Source organism: Pseudomonas sp. LAMO17WK12:I5, assembly GCF_900215165.1.
Taxonomy (GTDB): domain Bacteria; phylum Pseudomonadota; class Gammaproteobacteria; order Pseudomonadales; family Pseudomonadaceae; genus Aquipseudomonas; species Aquipseudomonas putida_A.
This window is the reverse complement of record NZ_OBDS01000014.1, coordinates 117,626-139,379: the sequence shown is the minus strand read 5'-3', so window position 1 is coordinate 139,379 and position 21,754 is coordinate 117,626. Positions and strand designations below refer to the sequence as shown.

The 21,754-nt window shown below is 61.9% G+C and carries 21 protein-coding genes; 4 read left to right on the top strand and 17 right to left on the bottom strand.

All coding sequences use genetic code 11. The annotated features are described in order from the left end of the window. Positions 1-58 precede the first annotated feature (58 nt). Entirely contained in the window at positions 59-364 is a 306-nt protein-coding gene (locus CRO59_RS23835; protein ID WP_007966973.1) for a PsiF family protein, read from the top strand. A 198-nt stretch (positions 365-562) separates the two neighbouring features. Continuing rightward, positions 563-1,576: an AI-2E family transporter gene (locus CRO59_RS23830; RefSeq protein WP_027613551.1), complete on the top strand. Its 1,014-nt coding sequence runs from the start codon at positions 563-565 to the stop codon at positions 1,574-1,576. A 132-nt stretch (positions 1,577-1,708) separates the two neighbouring features. Here CRO59_RS23830 and CRO59_RS23825 read toward each other — a convergent pair whose 3' ends face one another. Further along, entirely contained in the window at positions 1,709-2,983 is a 1,275-nt protein-coding gene (locus CRO59_RS23825) for an Hsp70 family protein (protein ID WP_007966976.1), read from the bottom strand. 291 nt (positions 2,984-3,274) lie between these two features. On the opposite strand from CRO59_RS23825, the gene CRO59_RS23820 reads away from it, so the two are divergent. Both CRO59_RS23820 and CRO59_RS23815 read left to right on the top strand, forming a co-directional pair. Then, positions 3,275-4,222 (top strand): DnaJ C-terminal domain-containing protein, encoded by a 948-nt coding sequence (locus tag CRO59_RS23820; RefSeq protein ID WP_027613553.1) that lies wholly within the window; start codon positions 3,275-3,277, stop codon positions 4,220-4,222. A 23-nt stretch (positions 4,223-4,245) separates the two neighbouring features. Continuing rightward, the gene (locus tag CRO59_RS23815; protein WP_027613554.1) at positions 4,246-4,551 is read left to right on the top strand and encodes a chaperone modulator CbpM; all 306 of its coding nucleotides are present in this window, start codon (positions 4,246-4,248) and stop codon (positions 4,549-4,551) included. Between the two features lie 124 nt (positions 4,552-4,675). Here the strand turns inward: CRO59_RS23815 and CRO59_RS23810 are convergent, their stop codons facing one another. The 16 genes from CRO59_RS23810 to CRO59_RS23735 all read right to left on the bottom strand — a co-directional run bounded on the left by CRO59_RS23810 (position 4,676) and on the right by CRO59_RS23735 (position 21,616). Further along, positions 4,676-5,803 carry a sensor histidine kinase gene (locus CRO59_RS23810; protein ID WP_097089891.1) on the bottom strand — a complete coding sequence of 376 codons (1,128 nt, stop codon included), beginning with the start codon at positions 5,801-5,803 and terminating at the stop codon, positions 4,676-4,678. Positions 5,804-5,950: 147 nt separating this feature from the next. Next, a complete protein-coding gene (gene ureC, locus CRO59_RS23805; protein ID WP_027613556.1) occupies positions 5,951-7,651 on the bottom strand; it encodes an urease subunit alpha in 1,701 nt (566 codons plus the stop codon). Positions 7,652-7,809: 158 nt separating this feature from the next. After that, positions 7,810-8,115: an urease subunit beta gene (locus tag CRO59_RS23800; RefSeq protein WP_027613557.1), complete on the bottom strand. Its 306-nt coding sequence runs from the start codon at positions 8,113-8,115 to the stop codon at positions 7,810-7,812. Next, on the bottom strand, positions 8,112-8,648 hold the full coding sequence (locus CRO59_RS23795; RefSeq protein WP_027613558.1) for a GNAT family N-acetyltransferase: 537 nt from the start codon (positions 8,646-8,648) through the stop codon (positions 8,112-8,114). The genes CRO59_RS23800 and CRO59_RS23795 overlap by 4 nt, the downstream gene beginning before the upstream one ends. 6 nt (positions 8,649-8,654) lie before the next feature. Continuing rightward, positions 8,655-9,188, bottom strand: a complete 534-nt coding sequence (locus CRO59_RS23790; RefSeq protein ID WP_027613559.1) for a GNAT family N-acetyltransferase — start codon at positions 9,186-9,188, stop codon at positions 8,655-8,657. A 9-nt stretch (positions 9,189-9,197) separates the two neighbouring features. Further along, positions 9,198-9,500, bottom strand: a complete 303-nt coding sequence (gene ureA, locus CRO59_RS23785; protein WP_007915951.1) for an urease subunit gamma — start codon at positions 9,498-9,500, stop codon at positions 9,198-9,200. Positions 9,501-9,657: 157 nt separating this feature from the next. Then, complete coding sequence (locus CRO59_RS23780) at positions 9,658-10,497, bottom strand: urease accessory protein UreD (RefSeq protein WP_097089892.1); 840 nt, start codon at positions 10,495-10,497, stop codon at positions 9,658-9,660. A gap of 30 nt (positions 10,498-10,527) precedes the next feature. Then, positions 10,528-11,226, bottom strand: coding sequence for an urea ABC transporter ATP-binding subunit UrtE (urtE, locus tag CRO59_RS23775; protein WP_027613561.1), 699 nt, complete (start codon positions 11,224-11,226; stop codon positions 10,528-10,530). 133 nt (positions 11,227-11,359) lie between these two features. Next, entirely contained in the window at positions 11,360-12,229 is an 870-nt protein-coding gene (gene urtD, locus CRO59_RS23770) for an urea ABC transporter ATP-binding protein UrtD (RefSeq protein ID WP_085746541.1), read from the bottom strand. After that, on the bottom strand, positions 12,226-13,305 hold the full coding sequence (gene urtC / locus CRO59_RS23765) for an urea ABC transporter permease subunit UrtC (protein ID WP_097089893.1): 1,080 nt from the start codon (positions 13,303-13,305) through the stop codon (positions 12,226-12,228). Before urtC ends, urtD begins: the two co-directional genes overlap by 4 nt. Further along, positions 13,305-14,807, bottom strand: a complete 1,503-nt coding sequence (urtB, locus tag CRO59_RS23760; protein ID WP_027613563.1) for an urea ABC transporter permease subunit UrtB — start codon at positions 14,805-14,807, stop codon at positions 13,305-13,307. Before urtB ends, urtC begins: the two co-directional genes overlap by 1 nt. A 237-nt stretch (positions 14,808-15,044) precedes the next feature. Further along, on the bottom strand, positions 15,045-16,310 hold the full coding sequence (urtA, locus tag CRO59_RS23755; RefSeq protein WP_027613564.1) for an urea ABC transporter substrate-binding protein: 1,266 nt from the start codon (positions 16,308-16,310) through the stop codon (positions 15,045-15,047). Between the two features lie 329 nt (positions 16,311-16,639). Then, positions 16,640-17,650: an iron ABC transporter permease gene (locus CRO59_RS23750; protein ID WP_097089894.1), complete on the bottom strand. Its 1,011-nt coding sequence runs from the start codon at positions 17,648-17,650 to the stop codon at positions 16,640-16,642. After that, on the bottom strand, positions 17,647-18,594 hold the full coding sequence (locus CRO59_RS23745) for an ABC transporter substrate-binding protein (RefSeq protein ID WP_097089895.1): 948 nt from the start codon (positions 18,592-18,594) through the stop codon (positions 17,647-17,649). Before CRO59_RS23745 ends, CRO59_RS23750 begins: the two co-directional genes overlap by 4 nt. Next, entirely contained in the window at positions 18,591-19,379 is a 789-nt protein-coding gene (locus tag CRO59_RS23740; RefSeq protein WP_027613567.1) for an ABC transporter ATP-binding protein, read from the bottom strand. Before CRO59_RS23740 ends, CRO59_RS23745 begins: the two co-directional genes overlap by 4 nt. A gap of 113 nt (positions 19,380-19,492) precedes the next feature. After that, positions 19,493-21,616 carry a TonB-dependent siderophore receptor gene (locus CRO59_RS23735; protein ID WP_097089896.1) on the bottom strand — a complete coding sequence of 708 codons (2,124 nt, stop codon included), beginning with the start codon at positions 21,614-21,616 and terminating at the stop codon, positions 19,493-19,495. Positions 21,617-21,754: the final 138 nt, after the last annotated feature.

Genomic DNA, 21,754 nt, shown 5'->3' with positions numbered 1-21,754 from the left:
TTTGGCTACACTTCAGCGGAGGCCGCATCCATCGATGCGGCGACAAGGAGAAAACTCCATGAAGATGTTGCGTGTCCCTTTGTTGATGATCGGTCTGCTCCTGTGTTCCCAGGGTTTCGCCGCCACGGCGCAACAGAACAAAATGACCACCTGCAATGCTGATGCTACCGCCAAGAGCCTCAAAGGCGACGAGCGCAAGACTTTCATGAGCACCTGCCTCAAGGCTGCACCGGCCGCCAATGACGGCAAAGTGCTGACCCCGCAGCAGGAAAAAATGAAAACCTGCAACGCCGACGCGAAAACCAAGGCGCTGACCGGCGATGCGCGCAAGACCTTCATGAGTGATTGTCTGAAGAAAAAATAATCAGCAAGGATTTGCGGTGAACGGGCCGGCCTCTTCGCGAGCAGGCTCGCTCCCACATTGAAATGCGTACCCCCTGTGGGAGCGAGCCTGCTCGCGAAGGGGCCATTGAGCACGACAATAGCCCCTGCATATCCCTAGTGCTCTCCCCGGAACGCTGGCAGACTGCCAATCCTTTTACGCCGTTCGTTTTGAGGCTGTATGCCAACGTTTTCTGAGCGTCATGTTGTGTTTTGGGTCAGCTGCATCATCATTTGCGGCGGTTTGTTGCTGGCGTTGCCGCTGCGCTTGTTGCCCAGCCTGCTGGCCGGTTTGCTGGTGTTCGAGCTGGTCAACATGCTCACCCCGCAACTGCAACGGCTGATCGAAGGTCGGCGTGCGCGCTGGCTGGCGGTGGCACTGCTGGGCACCCTGGTGGTCAGCGTGCTGGCGCTGATCTTTGCCGGTGCCATCAGTTTCCTGCTGCACGAAGCGGAAAACCCGGGCGCCTCGCTCGACAAATTCATGGGCGTGGTCGATCGCGCGCGCGGGCAACTGCCGCCGTTTCTCGATGCCTACCTGCCGGCCAGCGCAGCGGAATTTCGCGTGGCCATCGGCGAATGGGCGAGCAAGCACCTGTCCGAGCTGCAACTGGTAGGCAAGGACGCGGCGCATATGTTCGTCACCCTGCTGATCGGCATGGTCCTCGGCGCGATCATTGCCCTGCAGCGAGTACCGGATCTGACCAAGCGCAAACCGCTGGCCGCCGCCCTGTTCGACCGTCTGCATCTGGTGGTTCAAGCTTTCCGCAACATCGTCTTCGCGCAGATCAAGATTTCTCTGCTGAACACGTTCTTCACCGCGATTTTCCTGGTGGTGGTCTTGCCGCTGTTCGGCATCAAGCTGCCGCTGACCAAGACCCTGATCGTCCTGACCTTTCTGCTCGGCCTGCTGCCGGTGATCGGCAACCTGATGTCGAACACGCTGATCACCATCGTCGGCCTGTCGCTGTCGATCTGGGTGGCGGTGGCGGCGCTGGGCTATCTGATCTTTATCCACAAGCTCGAATACTTCCTCAACGCGCGCATCGTCGGCGGGCAGATCAGTGCCAAGTCGTGGGAATTGCTGCTGGCGATGCTGGTGTTCGAAGCCGCGTTCGGCCTGCCGGGGGTGGTGGCGGGGCCGATTTATTACGCGTATCTGAAGAGTGAGTTGAAGCTGGGCGGGATGGTTTGATCCGATAACTGTGTTGCCTTAGCTGACGCCATCGCTGGCAAGCCAGCTCCCACAGGATTGATAGCGCTTTCGAAAGCGGCGCAGAACCTGTGGGAGCTGGCTTGCCAGCGATGGGCGCAACGCGGTCTTGGATCAGTTCATGGCGCCGTAACGCTTCATCGCCTCAATCGCCAGACCGCTGCCAATGCTGCCAAAGATGTTCCCTTCCACATGTCGCGCATTCGGCAGCATCGCCGAAACGCTGTTGCGCAGCGCCGGAATGCCGCTTGAACCGCCGGTGAAGAACACCGTATCGACCTGAGCCACCGACACGTTGGCATCGTTCAACAGCTGCGTAACGCTGCCGCGCACGCGTTCAAGCAAGGCGTCGATCGACGATTCGAACAGCGCGCGGCTCAGTTCCACGCTCAGGCCCGGCTCAATACGGTCCAGCGGTACGTGGCGGCTGTCGGCGTGGGTCAGCTGGATCTTGGTTTCTTCGACTTCCATCGCCAGCCAGTGCCCGGCGCGCTGTTCGATCAGCTTGAACAACCGGTCGATGCCGCCGGTGTCCTCGATGTCGTAGCGCATGCTGCCCAGCGCCAGGGTGGATTTTTGCGAGTACACCGAGTTGATGGTGTGCCAGGTCGCCAGGTTCATGTGGTGGCTGGTCGGCATGTAGGCGCCGCTCTTCATCCGGCTGCCGTAGCCGAACAGCGGCATCAGGCCTTGCAGGCTCAGCTGTTTGTCGAAGTCGGTCCCGCCGATGTGCACGCCGCCGGTGGCGAGGATGTCATCGTGGCGGTTGTCCATGCCGCGACGTTCGGGCGACAGACGTACCAGCGAGAAGTCCGAAGTACCACCGCCGATGTCGACGATCAGCACCAGCTCTTCTTTCTCGATGGTCGACTCGTAGTCGAATGCGGCGGCGATCGGTTCGTACTGGAACGACACATCCTTGAAACCGAGCTTGCGTGCCACTTCGACCAGGGTGTCTTCGGCTTCCTGGTCAGCCAGCGGGTCGTCATCGACGAAAAACACCGGACGCCCCAGCACCACTTGTTCGAACTCGCGACCGGCGGCCGTTTCGGCACGGCTCTTGAGCTGGCCGATGAACAGACCCAACAGATCCTTGAACGGCATCGCCGTGCCGAGCACGCTGGTGTCGTGCTTGATCAGCTTGGAACCGAGCAGGCTCTTGAGCGAGCGCATCAGCCGGCCTTCGTAGCCTTCCAGGTATTCGTGCAGGGCCAGACGACCGTAAACCGGACGGCGCTCTTCGATGTTGAAGAAGACCACCGACGGCAGGGTGATCTTGTCGTCTTCCAGCGCGATCATCGTTTCCATGCCGGGGCGCAGCCAGCCGACGGTGGAGTTGGAGGTGCCGAAGTCGATGCCGCAGGCACGGGCTGGAGAGGCGTTGTTCATGTCTTTCGGGTTCCGGTCAAAAAACGGCCGCGCAGTGTATGTCAGTGCGCGGCAGATTCGAAGGCCGGTCATCTGCTATTTCACGACTAAGCTTCTTGAAAGTCGCAGCTTCGCCCCAAACTTGCTGGCATGGGCCGGCAGACATACCGGCGGTCGCAAGAACCGTCGTCCACTGCCGATAAACTTCTGCTGCGCCACCCGGTCACAAAGTTGAGATCGGTCAACCCGGCACGCGCGAATGAGCGCATGCTGGCCTCGGCGCGAAATCGATAACGGATGGTGATTCCTTCGATGGACTTCAAAGACTATTACAAGATACTCGGCGTGGAGCCGACAGCGGACGACAAGGCGATCAAGGCGGCCTATCGCAAGCTGGCGCGCAAATACCACCCCGATGTCAGCAAGGAAAAAGACGCCGAGGCCAAGTTCAAGGACGCCTCGGAAGCCTATGAAGCGCTGAAAAGCGCCGACAAACGCGCCGAATATGACGAGCTGCGCCGTTATGGCCAGCACGGTCAGCCGTTCCAGGGCCCGCCGGGCTGGCAGAGCCGTGGCGGTTTTGGCGGCGGCGGTGGCGACACCGGCGACTTTTCGGACTTCTTCAGTTCGATCTTCGGCAATCGCGGCGCCGGTTTCGGTGGCGACGGTCGGCAACAACGCAGTGCAGGGCGCCGAGGGCAAGACGTGGAAATGGAACTGCCGGTCTTCCTTGAGGAGACTTTGTCGGACGAGTCGAAGAAGGTCAGCTTTCAGGTCCCGCAATACAACGCCAACGGTCAGCACGTCAGCAACACCAGCAAGAGCCTGAACGTGAAGATCCCGGCGGGCGTCACCGACGGCGAGCGCATCCGCCTCAAAGGCCAGGGCGCACCGGGCATCGGTGGCGGGGCCAATGGCGACCTGTACCTGACCATTCGCTTTGCGCCGCACCCGAAATTCGATGTCGAAGGCGAAAACCTGATCATCACCCTGCCATTGGCACCGTGGGAGCTGGCGTTGGGCGCTGAAGTGGCCGTGCCGACTCTGACCGGCAAGATCAACCTCAAGGTTCCGGCCGGCAGCCAGAATGGCCAGCGCATGCGCGCCAAGGGTCATGGCTTGAAAAACAAGGCCGGTGAGCGCGGTTATCTGTTCGTGCAGCTCAAGGCCGTGATGCCGAAAACCTCCGACGACGAGGTCAAGGCGCTGTGGCAGGAACTGGCGAAAAAAGCCGCGTTCAACCCACGCGAGAACTTCTGAATCCGACGACGGAGTAGCCCATCATGAGCAGCCCCCTGATCGTTCAACTGGACATGGCAGAATTCTGTGAGGCGGCCGATCTGTCGGACGTCTACGTGATCGAAATCGTCGAACACGGCATCCTCGAACCTCAGGGCGCGCAGCCCCGGGAATGGCGGTTCACCGACTACGAGCTGAGCCTGGCCAAGCGCGCCGCGAAGTTGCGGCGCGAGCTGGAGCTGGAGTGGGAGGGCGTCGCCCTGGCACTTGATCTGCTGGATGAAGTGAAGGAACTGCGAGCCGAGAATCGCATGCTGCGCCAGCGGTTGGGGCGTTTGGTGGTCGAATAGTTTTACCGTTGGTTTTTGAGTGTTTTTGCCGGCCCCTTCGCGAGCAAGCCCGCTCCCACAGGTTGACTGCGGTCTCCTGTGGGAGCGAGCCTGCTCGCGAAGAACGATTACGCGGTTGGCCTGCTTAAACCTTTCTCGGCAACACCACACTGAACAACGTCCCGTCAGCCTCACTCGAGCTGACATCGATCGTCCCGCCATGGGCGGTCACCACTTCCTTGACGATAAACAGACCCAACCCGAGGCTGGTCGACGGCTGCCCGAGTTCTTCGTCGGCGCTGCGCACCAGCGGGTCGAAAATCGTACCGATCGCCTCTTCGGAAATCGGTGTGCCGTAGTTGTGCACCGACAGGCACACGTGGTCGCCCTCGCCACGCAGATCGAGGGTCACGTCGCGCTGGTTGGCACCGTGCTGCAAGGCATTGCCGATCAGGTTTTGCAGTAATTGGTCGATCCGTCCGGCGTCCCACACGCCGCTGGTGTCACCGTGCACGGTGAGCCTGGGATCGGATTGCGGTTGACCGGCGCAAGCTTCGGCGATCGCCGCTCGCGCCGCAACGGCCAGATCCATCGGTGCAGGCTCGATCGGCAGGCTACGGCCCAGACGACTGCGCACCAGTTCCAGCAGATCGCTGACCATCGTCGCCATGTGCCGCGCACCGCGCTTGATGTGCTGGGCGCAGGCCAGGGCATCGCCCTCAAGGCTGGATTTGCGCAGCAGCAGTTCGGTGGACATGCTCACCGCCTGCAGCGGCGCACGCAGGTCATGGCCGAGGATGGCGAGGAAAATGTCCCGCGAGCGATTGACCTGCTCGGCGTAGGCCGCGGTGGATTCGGCCAGTGCCTCGTCGATGGCTTCGTTGAAGCGGATCATGTCCTGGAAGTAGGCGATGTCCGGCGAGTCAAGGCTGTTGACCCACAGGCGGATCACGCAGGCACGCAAATGGCGGAATTCACTGGTCATCTGCACCAGGTCAAAACCGACGGTGTGGCGCAGTTCGCCATGGCTGGCGCCGGCCTCGTCCAGGCTCGGGGTCTTTTCCGGGCCTTCGCCCTTGGCTTTGGCAGCCTGTTCGGCGGGGCTTTGCGGCTTGTTCATGTCGCGGGCGGCGGCCCGCAGAATCTCGCTGGCGTGATCGCGCAGCGCAGTGGAATCCAGATAGTCGGCGGCCGGCGTGATGGTCGCGGCGAACTGTTCCCACTCATCGACGATAGGGTCGATATTGGCCACGATGAACTCGGAAAGACGCATGGGCAGTTCCTGAAAAAAGGCGGAGCGAATCGAATATTAGTCCCTTTGGCGGGAAATACACGACCGTTTGCACATCGGTTTTCCTGCCCCATGAAAAAGGCCCCCGGCCCGTGCGCAAGACGCGGGTCGGGGGCCTTTTGTCTTGTGTCAGAACAGGAAGTAACGCTGAGCCATCGGCAAGGTTTCCGCCGGCTCACACCAGAGCAGCACGCCGTCGGCCTTGACCTGATAGGTCTGCGGATCGACGTCGATGTTCGGCAAGTAATCGTTGTGGATCAGGTCGGTTTTCTGCACGTCGCGGCAGCCTTTGACCACGCCGATTTTCTTCTTCAGTCCCAGTGCCTCGGGCAGCCCGGCCTCCTGCGCGGCCTGACTGATGAACGTCAGGCTGGTGGCGTGCAGCGAGCCGCCGTAACTGGCGAACATCGGGCGGTAGTGCACCGGTTGCGGGGTTGGAATCGACGCGTTGGCGTCGCCCATCAGACTGGCGGCGATGGCGCCGCCCTTGAGGATCAGCGTCGGTTTCACACCGAAAAACGCCGGACGCCAGAGCACCAGGTCGGCCCATTTGCCAACTTCGATCGAACCCACTTCATGGCTGATGCCATGGGTGATCGCCGGGTTGATCGTGTACTTGGCGATGTAGCGCTTGGCGCGGAAGTTGTCGTTGCCTTCGCCGTCCTGCGGCAGTGGGCCGCGCTGCTTTTTCATCTTGTCGGCGGTCTGCCAGGTGCGCGTGATGACTTCGCCGACGCGGCCCATGGCCTGGCTGTCGGAGCTGATCATCGAGAACGCGCCGAGGTCGTGGAGGATGTCTTCGGCGGCGATGGTTTCGCGGCGGATACGGCTTTCGGCGAACGCCACGTCCTCGGCAATGCTCGGGTCGAGGTGGTGGCAGACCATCAGCATGTCGAGGTGTTCGTCGATGGTGTTGCGGGTGAACGGTCGGGTCGGGTTGGTCGAGCTCGGCAGCACGTTAGGGAAACCGCAGGCCTTGATGATGTCCGGCGCATGGCCGCCGCCGGCACCTTCGGTGTGATAGGTGTGAATGGTGCGGCCCTTGAACGCGCCGAGTGTGGTTTCGACGAAACCGGATTCGTTGAGGGTGTCGGTGTGGATCGCCACTTGTACGTCGTACTGGTCGGCGACGCTCAGGCAATTGTCGATGCTCGCCGGGGTGGTTCCCCAGTCCTCGTGCAGCTTGAGGCCGATGGCGCCGGCCTTGACCTGCTCGATCAGCGGCTCCGGCAGGCTGGCGTTGCCCTTGCCGGTGAGGCCGATGTTCATCGGGAACGCGTCGGCGGCCTGCAGCATCCGCGCCAGGTGCCACGGCCCGGAGGTGCAGGTGGTGGCGTTGGTGCCGGTCGCCGGCCCGGTGCCGCCGCCGATCATGGTGGTGACGCCGCTCATCAGCGCTTCTTCGATCTGCTGCGGGCAGATGAAGTGGATGTGCGTGTCGATGCCGCCGGCAGTGAGGATCATGCCTTCACCGGCGATCACCTCGGTGCTGGCGCCGATGGCGATGGTCACGTTGGGCTGTACGTCCGGGTTACCGGCCTTGCCGATCGCGGCGATGCGCCCGTCCTTGAGGCCGACGTCGGCTTTGACGATACCCCAGTGGTCGATGATCAACGCATTGGTGATCAGCGTGTCGACCACTTCGGCGGCGAGCAGCTGGCTCTGGCCCTGACCGTCGCGGATCACTTTGCCGCCGCCGAATTTGACTTCTTCGCCGTAGGTGGTGAAGTCCTTTTCGACTTCGATCCACAACTCGGTGTCCGCCAGGCGCACCTTGTCGCCGACGGTGGGGCCGAACATGTCGGCGTAGGCTTGACGCGAGATCTTCATGTGTTTGCCTTGGAATTCAATTGGTTTTGAGATCGTTCGCTGCGCTCACTTTCGCGAGCAGGCTCGCTCCCACAGGGGATTGGATTCCAGCTGGAGGAACTCGGTTTAATGTGGGAGCGGGCTTGCTCGCGAAGGGGCCAGAGCAGACACCGCATTACTTAGAGATCACCCATGACCCGCCCGGCAAAGCCGAACACCCGCCGATGCCCGGCGTACTCCACCAGCTCGACCTCGCGGCTCTGCCCCGGTTCGAAGCGCACCGCGGTGCCGGCCGGGATATTCAGACGCATGCCACGGCTGGCCGCGCGATCAAAGGTCAGCGCGTCGTTGGTTTCGAAAAAGTGATAGTGCGAACCGACCTGGATCGGTCGGTCGCCGCTGTTGGCGACTTTCAGGTTGAGGGTGCGGCGGCCGACATTCAATTCGATGTCGCCGGGCTGGATCTGGTACTGGCCGGGAATCATGGCCGGGCTCCTTGCAGAATCTTGTAGTAGAGGGCGGTCGGGCGATAGGTACCGTGCGGGTCGCAGGCGTAGTCGGGAATTTCGCCGGCGCGTGTGTAACCCAGGGCCTTGTAGAAATCTTCGGCGGGGGAGCCGGCCTCGGTGTCGAGGTAGAGCATGCCGCGCTTGTGCTTGGCCGCTTCGAGCTCCAGCGCATTCATCAATTGCTGACCGAGGCCGCGTCGACGCGCCTGTTCGCGCACCAGCAGCTTCTGCACTTCGGCGCGATTGAGGCCGTTGGCCTTCTGGCACAGGCCCAACTGCACGCTGGCCTGCACCTCTTCATCCTTGACCACCACCCAGAGCAACACACTGCCCTTGTTCACTTGTTGCTGCACTTCATCGAAATAGGCGCGGGCTTGCGCGGCATCGAGGTCGGCCATGAAACCGACGCTGGCGCCATAACCTACGGCGTCGAGCAGCAGATCAATCAGGCCCTGACGATAGTGCGCAAAACTTTCCGCATTGACGCGTCGCAGTTGGGCGGGGTTCATCGCGTGTCACTCCTTGTTGGCGACCGGCGGCTGGGCGCCAGGATTGAGGGTTAGTTGCATGAAGGTCAGATCGAGCCAGCGACCGAACTTGGTGCCGACTTGTGGCATTTGTCCGGTGATGCTGAAACCGGCGCGCTCATGCAGACGAATGGAAGCGGAATTGCCACTTTCGATGGCGGCGACCATCACGTGCTTGTCGCAGGCTTTGGCCCGCTCGATCAGCACACTCATCAATTGCGGGCCAAGGCCATTGCCGCGCTGGTCGCTACGGACGTAGACCGAGTGTTCGACGGTATGGCGGAAACCGTCGAACGGCCGCCAGTCGCCAAAGGAAGCGTAGCCGAGCACAACGTTGTCGGCGTCGACGATCACCAGAATCGGGTAGGCCTGGGCCTGACGGGCGCTGAACCACGCCTGGCGGTTGCCGAGGTCGACCGCCGATTCGTTCCAGATCGCCGTGGTGTTGAGCACCGCGTCGTTGTAGATGTCGCGGATTGCAGGGAGGTCGGCGTGCAGGGCATCGCGAATGGTGTAGGTCATGGCGCGGCCTCAGACGATCGGTTGGTGGACGGTGACCAGTTTGGTGCCGTCGGGAAACGTCGCTTCGACCTGGATCTCCGGGATCATTTCCGGGATGCCTTCCATCACCTGCTCGCGGCTGAGCAGGGTGGTGCCGAAGTGCATCAGCTCGGCCACGGTCTGGCCATCACGGGCGCCTTCGAGCAGGGCGGCGGAGATATAGGCCATGGCTTCCGGGTAGTTGAGCTTCACGCCACGGGCCAGTCGGCGTTCGGCGACGAGGCCGGCGGTGAAGATCAACAGCTTGTCTTTTTCGCGTGGGGTCAGGTCCATTGCGGGTATCCATCAGGGCAGATTGAAAAGGGTCGGGACTGTTGGCACAGATCCCTGTGGGAGCGAGCCTGCTCGCGAAGGCGCCGGCACATTCAATATTTGAGGTGACGGATAAAGCGCTTTCGCGAGCAGGCTCGCTCCCACATTGGAGTGCATTTCAGGTATTCCAGATTCGTGGTGGCTGGGCCTCGCGGCCGAGCAGGGCCGGGCGCAGCAGGCGCCACAGGTCGATCAGCCAGGCGCGGGCCAGCAGTGCCTCGCTCGCTAGGCAACGGGCCACCAACAGCCCCGGCAACTGGGTCAGATCACCGCGCACCTCATGGCCCAGCGAGCGGCAACGCTCCAGCAACTCGGCATCAATTTCACCGGTGACCAACAGCGTCGCAAACACCGGATTGCCATCCAGACCGATCGGCGAATCCAGCAACCCGTCACCGCCAGTAATCCTCTGACGTTCGTGCCAGAGCAATCGCCCGTCACGGCGGATATCCAGATGCGCCTGAAAGTGTCCGAGGTCGAAGCGCTCGCCACTGGCCGGTCGGCCCAGCGCCACCACGTCCCAATAGAACAGCCGCGCATCGCCTTCAAGTTCGATCGAGGTGGTGAGTTCGGCCTGGGCGGCGCTGTAGACGATGGTTTCCTGCGGCAGCCACTCCAGCGTCGCACCTGCGGCCACTTTCAAATCGAGCTGCTGATACGCCGGCCCCGCTGCGCGATACCACTTGGCCGCGCCGGGGCTGGTGATCTGCGCCCAGGCGTCTGCTTCGACGCGGGCGCTGATGTTCAGCCGGTCACCGCCGGCGATACCTCCGGGCGGATGGACGATGATGTGCTGGCAGACCTCGGGGCCTTCGGCATACAGGTGCTTTTGCACGCGCAGCGGGCCGAGATGCCGGCGCTGAACCGGGCGCGTGCAGTCGCCGAAGCGGGCGTAGGCCAGCTCCAGCTCGGCGTGCCAGCTCGGGGTAAACAGGGCAGTGGGAAGCGGTGAGTTCATGGTTTGTAATTATCGTTAGGAAGCTACAGATTAAATTGTTACCAGACCTCGTACACCCTCGGCCTCCATATTTTCGCCGCGCCCCTGTTGCACGATCTCGCCCCGGGACATCACCAGGTACTGATCGGCCAGCTCCGCAGCGAAATCGTAGAACTGCTCCACCAGCAAAATCGCCATGTCGCCGCGCGCCGCGAGCTTCTTGATCACCGCGCCTATCTCCTTGATCACCGAGGGCTGGATGCCTTCGGTGGGCTCGTCGAGGATCAGCAAACGCGGACGACTGGCCAGGGCGCGACCGATAGCCAGCTGCTGTTGCTGACCGCCGGACAGGTCACCGCCGCGGCGCTGCTTCATTTGTAGCAGCACCGGGAACAATTCGTAGATGAAACCTGGTACTTCTTTCGCTTCGCTGCCGGGAAACCGTGACAGGCCCATCAGCAGATTCTCCTCCACGGTGAGCCGGCCGAAGATTTCCCGGCCCTGTGGCACATAGGCGATCCCGGCGTGTACACGCTGGTGCGGCTTGAGCGTGGTGATCGCTTTGCCCTCCCAATTCACCACGCCTTCCTTGGCCGGCAAAAGGCCCATCAGGCATTTGAGCAGGGTGGTCTTGCCCACGCCGTTGCGCCCGAGCAGACAGGTGACTTCGCCGACTTTTACGTCGAATGAGAGGCCACGGAGGATGTGGCTACCGCCGTAGTACTGGTGCAGCTTGTCGACTTGCAGCATTCTCAAAATCTCCTCAAATCGCTTGTAGGAGTGAGCCTGCTCGCGATAGCGGCGTGTCAGTCAACGCCGGCTTATCTGATACACAGCTATCGCGAGCAGGCTCACTCCTACAGTTTGGAAAGGTGTTTGCAGCTCAGCGGCCGAGGTAAACCTCGATCACCCGCTCGTTGTCCTGCACCTGCTCCAGCGATCCTTCGGCCAGCACGCTGCCCTGATGCAGCACCGTCACATGGTCGGCAATCGAGCCGACGAAGCCCATGTCGTGCTCCACCACCATCAGCGAATGCTTGCCGGCCAGCGACTTGAACAGCTCGGCGGTGAATTCGGTTTCGGCATCGGTCATGCCCGCCACCGGCTCGTCGAGCAGCAGCAGTTGCGGGTCCTGCATCAGCAACATGCCGATTTCCAGAAACTGTTTCTGCCCGTGGGACAGCAAGCCCGCCGGGCGATTGACCGAGGTGGTCAGGCGAATGGTGTCGAGCACTTCGCTGATCCGGTCTTTCTGCTCGCCGCTCAAGCGTGCGCGCAAACTGGCCCACACCGACTTGTCGGTTTTCTGCGCCAGTTCCAGGTTCTCGAACACGCTCAGCGCTTCGAACACTGTGGGTTTCTGGAACTTGCGACCGATGCCGGCCTGGGCAATCTGTACTTCGCTCATCTGCGTCAGATCCAGGGTTTCGCCGAACCAGGCCTTGCCGTGGCTGGGGCGGGTCTTGCCGGTGATCACATCCATCAGCGTGGTCTTGCCCGCGCCGTTGGGGCCGATGATGCAGCGCAGTTCGCCGACGCCGATGTACAGGTTCAGATTGTTCAGCGCGCGAAAGCCGTCGAAGCTGACGCTGATGTCTTCCAGGGTCAGGATCGTGCCGTGGCGGGTGTCGAGGCCCGGGCCGACGCGTTGGCCGAGGCCGATCGAGTCACGGCTGGTGCCTTCGTCCTTGTTCGGTTCCACGGGGAAAAACGCCGGCTCGAGCATGAATTCAGCACTCGCAGTGACTCTCATTGTTCACCTCGTTTCTTCAGCAGGCCGATCACGCCTTTGGGCAAATACAACGTCACGACGATGAACAGCGCGCCGAGGAAGAACAGCCAGTATTCGGGGAAAGCCACGGTGAACCAGCTCTTCATGCCGTTGACCACACCGGCGCCGAGCAGCGGCCCGATCAGCGTGCCGCGACCGCCGAGGGCGACCCATACCGCCGCCTCGATCGAGTTGGTCGGCGACATTTCGCTGGGGTTGATGATGCCGACCTGCGGCACGTACAGGGCCCCGGCCAGACCGCACAGCACCGCGCTCAAGACCCAGACGAACAGTTTGAAACCGCGCGGGTCGTAGCCGCAGAACATCAGGCGGTTTTCTGCATCGCGCAGCGCGGTCAGCACCCGGCCGAACTTGCTCTGTGCAAGACGCCAGCCGATGAACAGACTTGCCACCAGCAACAAAACCGTCGCCAGAAACAGCACCGCGCGAGTGCCGGGTTCAGTGATGCCGAAACCGAGAATCGTGCGGAAATTGGTGAAGCCGTTGTTGCCGCCGAAGCCGGTCTCGTTGCGGAAAAACAGGAGCATCCCGGCGAAGGTCAGGGCCTGGGTCATGATCGAGAAATACACACCCTTGATCCGCGAGCGGAAGGCGAAGAAGCCGAACACCAGCGCCAGCAGACCCGGTGCCAGTACCACCAGGCACATCGACCAGATAAAGCTGCTGGTGCCGCTCCAGTACCACGGCAATTCGGTCCACGACAGAAAGGTCATGAACGCCGGCAAACCATCACCGGCGGCCTGACGCATCAAGTACATGCCCATCGCATAACCGCCGAGGGCGAAGAACAGACCGTGGCCCAGCGACAACAGCCCGGCGTAACCCCAGACCAGATCCAGCGCCAGGGCGACGATGGCGTAGCAGAGGATTTTGCCGGCCAGCGTCAGCGTATACGCCGACACATGCAGCGCGCTGTCCGGCGACAGCAGCGAGAGCAACGGCAGGGCGATCAGCAGCGCGAGGATCACCGCGCCGATGGCAAGGGTGACTTTCGGCCCGGCTTTTTGCGTGGCCGTGACAAGTAGAGGCTGGTTCATCAGTCGATCACCCGTCCTTTCAGTGCGAAGAGGCCTTGCGGACGTTTCTGGATGAACAGAATGATCAGCGCGAGGATCAGGATCTTGCCGAGTACCGCACCGATCTGCGGTTCGAGAATCTTGTTGGCGATGCCCAGCCCGAACGCAGCGAGCACGCTGCCGGCGAGTTGGCCGACGCCACCGAGCACCACCACCAGGAACGAGTCGATGATGTAGCTCTGGCCGAGGTCCGGGCCGACGTTGCCGATCTGGCTCAGCGCCACGCCACCGAGGCCGGCGATGCCCGAACCGAGGCCGAAGGCGAGCATGTCGACGCGGCCGGTGGGCACGCCGCAGCAGGCGGCCATGTTGCGGTTCTGCGTGACCGCGCGGACATTGAGGCCGAGGCGGGTCTTGTTCAGCAGTAGCCAGGTCAGCACCACCACGAACAAGGCGAAAGCGATGATCACGATGCGGTTGTACGGCAGCACCAGATTCGGCAGCACCTGAATCCCGCCGGACAGCCACGCCGGGTTCGCTACTTCAACGTTCTGCGCGCCGAACAGCAGGCGCACCAACTGGATCAGCATCAGGCTGATGCCCCAGGTGGCGAGCAGGGTTTCCAGCGGGCGGCCGTAGAGATGACGAATCACCGTGCGTTCCAGCGCCATGCCGATCGCCGCTGTGACAAAGAACGCCACCGGCAGTGCGATCAGCGGATAGAACTCGATGGCTTGCGGGGCGTAGCGCTGGAACATCAGCTGCACCACGTAGGTCGAGTAGGCGCCAAGCATCAGCATCTCGCCATGGGCCATGTTGATCACCCCGAGCAGGCCGAAGGTGATCGCCAGCCCGAGGGCCGCGAGCAGCAGGATCGAGCCGAGGGACATGCCGCTGAACGCCTGACCCAACACTTCGCCGATCAGCAGTTTGCGCTTGACCTGAGCCAGACTGGTTTCGGCGGCGGTGCGCACCCCGGCATCGCTTTCCACGCCGGGTTCGAGCAGGCCTTCGAGGCGGGTGCGGGCCAGCGGATCGCCGGTTTCGCCGAGCAGGCGCACGGCGGCCAGACGCACCGCCGGATCGCTGTCGACCAGCTGCAGATTGGCCAGCGCCAGGCTCAGGGCGGCGTGGACGTTCTCGTCTTTTTCGCCAGCCAGTTGCTGGTCGAGGAATTTCAGCTGCGCGGGTTTCGCGCTTTTCTGCAATTGCTGCGCGGCAGTCAGACGGGTTTTGGCGTCGGCGGCGAGCAATTGGTGGCTGGCCAACGCGGTGTCGATCAGACCCCGCAGGCGGTTGTTCAGGCGCAGGGTTTTCGGCTGGCCGTCGAGGGTCAATTCGCCTTGTTGCAGGGCGTTGATCAGCTCGACACGCGCCGGCTCGGGCTGCGCGGCCCAGGCTTCCAGCAGTCTGGCTTGCTGCACGGGATTGGCGGCGACGAAGTCTTCGGCGTCACCGGCAAAGGCAGTCATCGGCAACAGCAATGCGATGGCGAGGATGAAGCGGTAAAGGGTAGTCGGCATAAAGAGTCGCCTTGCGCGGACTAATGGTGGGCACAGTCTTTGTGGCGAGGGGATTCATCCCCGATCGGCTGCGAAGCAGTCGCAAAAACAGTCGCCGCGATTCACAGGTACATCGCGCCTGTAGCATTTGGGGTCGCTTCGCGACCCATCGGGGATGAATCCCCTCACCACAAAATATTGTTCCCACAGGGGGATCGAGTCGGCCTCACGCCAGGCGTGAGGCCGACACCCAATGGCTCAGTTGCTCTTCACCGCATAATCCGGCTTCTTGTCGTTGCCATCGATAAACGGACTCCACGGCTGCGCGCGGATCGGGCCTTCGGTCTGCCACACGACGTTGAACTGACCGTCGTTCTGGATCTCGCCGATCATCACCGGTTTGTGCAGGTGGTGGTTGGTCTTGTCCATGGTCAGGGTGTAACCGGACGGCGCGGCGAAGGTCTGGCCGGCCAGCGCTTCGCGAACTTTGTCGACGTCGGTGGACTTGGCTTTTTCCGCTGCCTGCGCCCACATGTGGATGCCGACGTAAGTGGCTTCCATCGGGTCGTTGGTCACCGCTTTGTCGGCGCCCGGCAGGTTGTGTTTCTTCGCGTAAGCCTTCCAGTCAGCGACGAACTTCTTGTTCACCGGGTTCTCCACGGACTCGAAGTAGTTCCACGCCGCAAGGTTGCCCACCAGCGGTTTGGTGTCGATGCCGCGCAGCTCTTCTTCACCCACCGAGAACGCCACCACCGGTACGTCGGTCGCCTTCAGCCCCTGGTTGGCCAGCTCTTTGTAGAACGGCACGTTGGAGTCACCGTTGACCGTCGAGATCACGGCGGTCTTGCCGCCGGCGGAGAACTTCTTGATGTTGGCGACGATGGTTTGATAGTCGCTGTGACCGAACGGGGTGTAGACCTCTTCGATGTCCTTGTCAGCCACGCCTTTGGAATGCAGGAACGAGCGCAGGATCTTGTTGGTGGTGCGCGGGTAGACGTAGTCGGTGCCGAGCAGGAAGAAGCGCTTGGCGCTGCCGCCTTCTTCGCTCATCAGGTATTCAACGGCGGGGATCGCTTGCTGGTTCGGCGCGGCGCCGGTGTAGAACACGTTCGGCGACATCTCTTCGCCTTCGTACTGCACCGGGTAGAACAGCAGGCCGTTGAGTTCTTCGAACACCGGCAGCACCGATTTACGCGACACCGATGTCCAGCAACCGAACACCACGGCGACTTTGTCCTGAGTCAGCAACTGCCGGCCTTTTTCGGCAAACAGTGGCCAGTTGGATGCCGGGTCGACTACCACCGGTTCGAGCATCTTGCCGTTCACCCCGCCCTTGGCGTTGATCTCGTCGATGGTCATCAGCGCCATGTCTTTGAGCGACGTTTCAGAGATCGCCATGGTCCCGGACAACGAATGCAGAATCCCGACCTTGATGGTCTCGGCCGCCTGGACAGTCCAGGTCATGCCCATCGCGGCAATGGATGCCGTGAGTGTGAAAGCCTTGATCAAACTGCGACGCTTCATTGTGCGATCTCCATGAACGTTAAAGTTTTTTATGGTTGGCAGATGCGGACGACTGAAGGTGTGTTTTGCAAGGGCTGTGCCCGGTCGGGATCGGGCAGGGAAATGTCGGTTTAGAGCGGTTGCGTGTTGGTGGGATGCACCATGAAGGGACCGGTCGCGTGTGACGGTGCATTCGTGTGCGCCAGATTAGGGCGCCGATTTCGCAAACAGTGCCATTCACTGTGGGAGCGGGCTTGCTCGCGAATGCGGTGGGTCATTCAAAAATGAAGTTGGCTGGCACGGCCTCTTCGCGAGCAGGCTCGCTCCCACAGTTTTTTATGTTTGTTGTGTCAGCGGCGGCGCATCAGGCCGATGAAGAACAGACCGCCGATAGCCGCGGTGGCAACGCCGATGGGCAGGTCTTCCGGCGCGATCAGAGTTCGCGCGGCAACATCGACCCACACCAGAAACAGGCTGCCGAGCAGTACGCAGGCCGGCAGCAGTCGGCGGTGTTCGGCACCGACCAGACGCCGGGCAATGTGCGGCACCATCAGCCCGACAAAACCGATCGAGCCGCTGATCGACACCAGCACCCCGGTCATCAGCGAGGCGATCACAAACACCCGCAGGCGCACCGCGCGGGCATTCAGACCGAGGGTGACGGCGGTCTGTTCGCCGGCCATCAAGGCGTTCAACGGTCGGGCCATACCCAGCAGCAAACCGAGGCCGAGCAACACGCTCAGGGCCGGCACCGTCAGCAACTCCCAACGCGCGAGGCCGAGGCCGCCGAGCATCCAGAACATCACCGCCGAACTGGCGCGATGGTCGCCCATGAACAGCAGCAGATTGGCGATTGCCATCATCACGAACGACACTGCCACGCCGCACAGCAGCAACCGGTCGCTGTCGAGCCGACCCTGACGGTTGGCAATGCCCAGCACCAGAAACATGCTCAGCAAGGCGCCGATGAATGCGGCAATCGGCAAGGTCAGCAGGCCGACGATCTCACCTATGTGCAGCACCACGATCACTGCGCCGAGTGTCGCGCCGGAGGTGACGCCGAGCAGGTGCGGATCGGCCAGTGGATTGCGCGTCACCGCTTGCAGCACCGCGCCGATCAACGCCAGCCCGGCACCCACCAATGCGCCGAGCAACATGCGCGGCACACGGATCAGCCAGACGATGTGTTCCTGTCCGGCGCTCCAGCTCACCTCGCCGAAACCAAAGGCCTTGTGCAGGAGAATCCGCCAAACCACCTCCACCGGCACCCGCGCCGGGCCGAAGCCCAGCGACACCACGCACGACACCAGCAACAGGGTGCCGAGGGCAGTCAGTAACAGGGCGTAGCGACGGTCGATCATTCGCCGTGGAATCCTTTGGCCAGGGTTTCCACCGCCAGCACGTTATCGATCCCCGGCGTGGCCTGCACGTAAGGGATGACGATGAAGCGCTGGTTCTTGATCGCATCGACCGATTGCAGCGCCGGGTTCTTCAGCAGAAATTCGATCTTCTGTTCAGCGGTGATTTCGCTGTAGTCGACGATCACGATCACCTGCGGATTGCGTTCGACCACAGTCTCCCAGTTGACCCGGGTCCAGCTCGCTTCGACGTCGTCGAGAATGTTGCGCCCGCCTGCAGCATCAATCAGCGCCTGCGGCATGCCGAGACGCCCGGAAGTCATGGCGCGGTCTTCGCCGCTGTCGTAGAGAAACACGCGCGGCTTGTCGGCGGGCAGGTCTTTGCGGATCTCGGCGACCTGATTCTGCATGTCGGCGATCAGTGCGTTGGCGCGATCCTGCACGTCGAAAATTTTCCCGAGGTTGCGCAGGTCGTTGTAGGTGTCGTCCAGCGTCGCCGCCGGACGCTTCATCACGAAGGCGCAGGATTCGGTCAGCTCATACACGTTGATGCCCAGCGGTTGCAGGGTCTGCGGCGTGAGGTCGCCACCGACGCGCATGCCGTAATCCCAGCCGGCGAAGAAAAAATCAACGTTGGCGTTGAGCAGGGTTTCCACCGATGGATATTTCGCAGCCAGCTCCGGCAAACCGTCGAGCAACGACTGCATTTCGGGCGTCACCGACTTCCAGCCGCTGACGCCGCTGTAACCGGCCATGCGCGATTTGAGGCCGAGGGCGAGCATCATCTGGGTCATGTTGATGTCGTGGCTGACCGCGTGTTTCGGCGCTTCGTTGAAGGTCACTTCGCGGTTGCAGCTATGGATGGTCAACGGGTATTTCGTAGCTTCGGCGAAGGCCTGGGCACTGCACAACAAAAGAGCGACACAAAGCAGGGAACGCACAGTCATGGTCGGGTTATCCAGGTGATTCGCGGGTAGCCGTGAAGAGGGTGGGAATCGATCAACGCCTCGACGCCGAACACGTCGCGCAGCAGCTCGGTGGTGAGTACCTGTTGCGGCGTGCCGCTGGCGACGATCCGCCCGTGATTGATCACGTACAGTCGGTCACAGAACGCGGCGGCCAGGTTCAGGTCGTGAATGCTGGCGAGGGTGCCGATCTGCAGACGTTTGACCAGTTGCAGCAGTTCGAGCTGATAACGCGGGTCGAGGTGGTTGGTCGGCTCGTCGAGGATCAGCAATTGCGGTTGCTGGGTCAGGGCGCGGGCGAGGATCACCCGCTGTTTTTCACCGCCGGACAGGGTGGCGAACGCATGGTCTTCGAAGCCGTCGAGGCCGACGGATTTGAGCGCTTGCGTCGCCAGATTGCGATCTTCCAGCGTGTCGCCATCGAACAGGCCTTTGTGCGGCGTGCGACCCATGGCGACCACTTCTTCGACGGTCAGGCCAAAGGCATCGGGGAATTCCTGCAGGACCACGGCGATGCGTTTCGCGCACCAGCGCGAGGATTGCTTCCACACGTTGTGGTGATCGAGTCTGACCTCTCCGCTTTCCGGCTGGCTGAAGCGATAGGCGCAGCGCAGCAGGCTGGTCTTGCCGCTGCCGTTGGGGCCGATCAAACCGACAAACTCACCGGCGGCCACCTGCAACGAGGCGTCACGCAGCTGGAACTGGTGATGGCAGTGGCCGTGGCCCAGGGGTGTCCAGGCGAGGTTGGCGAGGGTCAGTGAGGTCATCTTCTACTCTGAAATATCGGGTGTTGCTGATGACGCCTTCGCGAGCAAGCCCGCTCCCACAGTGGATCGCATTTCAATGTGGGAGCGGGCTTGCTCGCGAAGGGGCCGGTGAATCAAAAGGTGTAATCGGCCGTGACGAAGAACGATCTCGGCTCGCCGAGAATCCACTGCTGGCCCGCATTGTATTGGCTTTGTGCGTACTGGCGGTCAAACAGATTGTTCAGCTGTAGACCGAGCGTGGTGTTGCGCAGGGCTTGCCACGACAGCGTCGCATCGACCACGGTGTAACTCGGCAGCTCGTTGCGGTTGGCCATGTCGGCGTAACGCGCATCGACATAACGCACGCCGGCCCCGGCCTTCAGATCATCACTGAGGTTTTTGTTCAGCCACAGATTGGCGGTGCGCCGTGGTACATCCACCGGGCGATTGCCGTTGTACGACAGGGTTTGCCCGTCGACCACTTCGGAGAAGTCATCGTACTTGGCCTTCACAATCGCCGCGTTGGCCTGCAGTTGCCAGGCGTGCGGCAGTTGCAGATCGAGGCTGGCTTCCAGGCCGTTGGACGATTGCTGGCCGACTTGCTGCTTGAGCGTCGGGTTGCCCGGATCGTCGGTCAGCAGTTTCTTTTTGACGATGCGATAGGCCGCCAGGGTGAACTCGCCGCGTTGATCCCAGAACAACTGCTTCATGCCGACCTCGGTCTGGCGTGCAGTCGACAGGTCGTATTGCTGCTGGCTCGGACTGAGGGATATCAGGCCGCCGATGCCGTCGGTGCTGGTCGCGACCTGACCGTAGAACGAAGTCTCGGGCGTCAGGGCAAACACCAGTCCGGCCTTCCAGTTGTTGCCGGTCAGGGTCTTGTCGCTGTGGCTGTCGTCGATCAGATTGTTGCGATCAACGTGCACGTAATCACGGCGCACGCCGGTCACCAGCGACCAGCGCTCGCTCAATTGCGTGCGGTTTTCCGCAAACACTGACATCTGTTTGGTGGTGCTGTCGAACTGGTCGCGGTACGGGTTGGCGCTTTCAAAATAGCCCGGCTGCGGGTGATACAGATCCAAGGGCTGACCGTTGGGCAGCACGTCGTTGAACGGCGAGTTGCTGTTGAGCTGGAAGCGGATGCGGTTGTAATCGACGCCGGTCACGGTCTGGCTGTCGAGGCCGAACAGTGAGTGCTTGAAGGTGAAGGTCTGGCGGTCGCCGACCTGCTCCTGCCGATGGCCGATGCCGAAGTAGCCGCTGCGACTGAGTTGTTGCGTGGTGGTGTCGAAGTTGTAGTTCTCGGCGTTCTGCCAGCGGCGCTGGGCCTTGAGGTAGTACAGCTCGTTGCTGGCACTGACGGCGTCGTTGATCTGCCAATCGCTGGTCAGGCGCGTCCACTGATCGTTGTAGTGCTGCTGGTCGTCGCGCACGTTGTAGTTCTTGTTGCGCAGGCTGTCCTGCAATCGGCCGTTGATCAGTGGCGTGCCGAAGTAGTTCTGCGGGCGCTGATCGCCGTAATCGTGGGCGAGGGTGAAGGCCAGGTCTTCGGTGGCCTGCCAGCGCAGGGCGGCGCTGATGAAGTCGCTGGAGGAGTCACCGCGATCGATCCAGCCGTTGCTGCGCAGACGATTGAGATTGAGGCGATAGCTCAGGGTGTCGCTCAGCGAGCCGCCGCTGTCGAACGCCTGCTGCTGGCTGTCGTAGGAACCGTAGCCGACGCGCAGGTGATTTTCGATTTCACCCTCGAACGGTTTCTTCGGAATCACGTTGACCACCGCACCGGTCGCGCCTTCGCCGTACAGCACCGAGGCCGGGCCGCGCAGTACGTCTACGCGCTGCACCGACCAGGTGTCGACCGGAAAGGTCACGGTGCCCATGCCGGTGTACATCCGATTGCCGTCATACAACTGCATCACCGAACTCTGCCCGGTAAAACCGCGTGCCTGCAACGAGGTGCCGCCATCGCCCGGGGTGCCGGTGCGGCTGATGCCGGTGCTGCGCGACACGGCGTCCTGCACGCTGCGATCACCACGGGCGCGAACCTGCTCGCCGCTAAGGCTTTCGACGCTGGCCGGAGTTTCCATGGCCGTCAGGTTCAGGCGCGAGCCGGCGGTGGTCGGCGTGGTCAGGCTGACACTTTCTTCGTCAACCGCAGGTGCGGAGATGGTGCCGGTGGGCAGCGTCAGCGGCTGGCCGTCGGCGTTGGCGTTGTTCAGGGCGAACAGGCAGAGGCTGGACAAGAGGTACTTGTTCATCGGGACGGTGAATCACTTCTTCAAAAGAAAGCCCGCAACTTTTGGTTGCGGGCAGGGCGGCCTATTTGCGTTATACAGTAACACTAAAAAATGCCGGAGTTTAAGTCCCGGCAGTTTAAAGATCTGTCTGAAACGCGC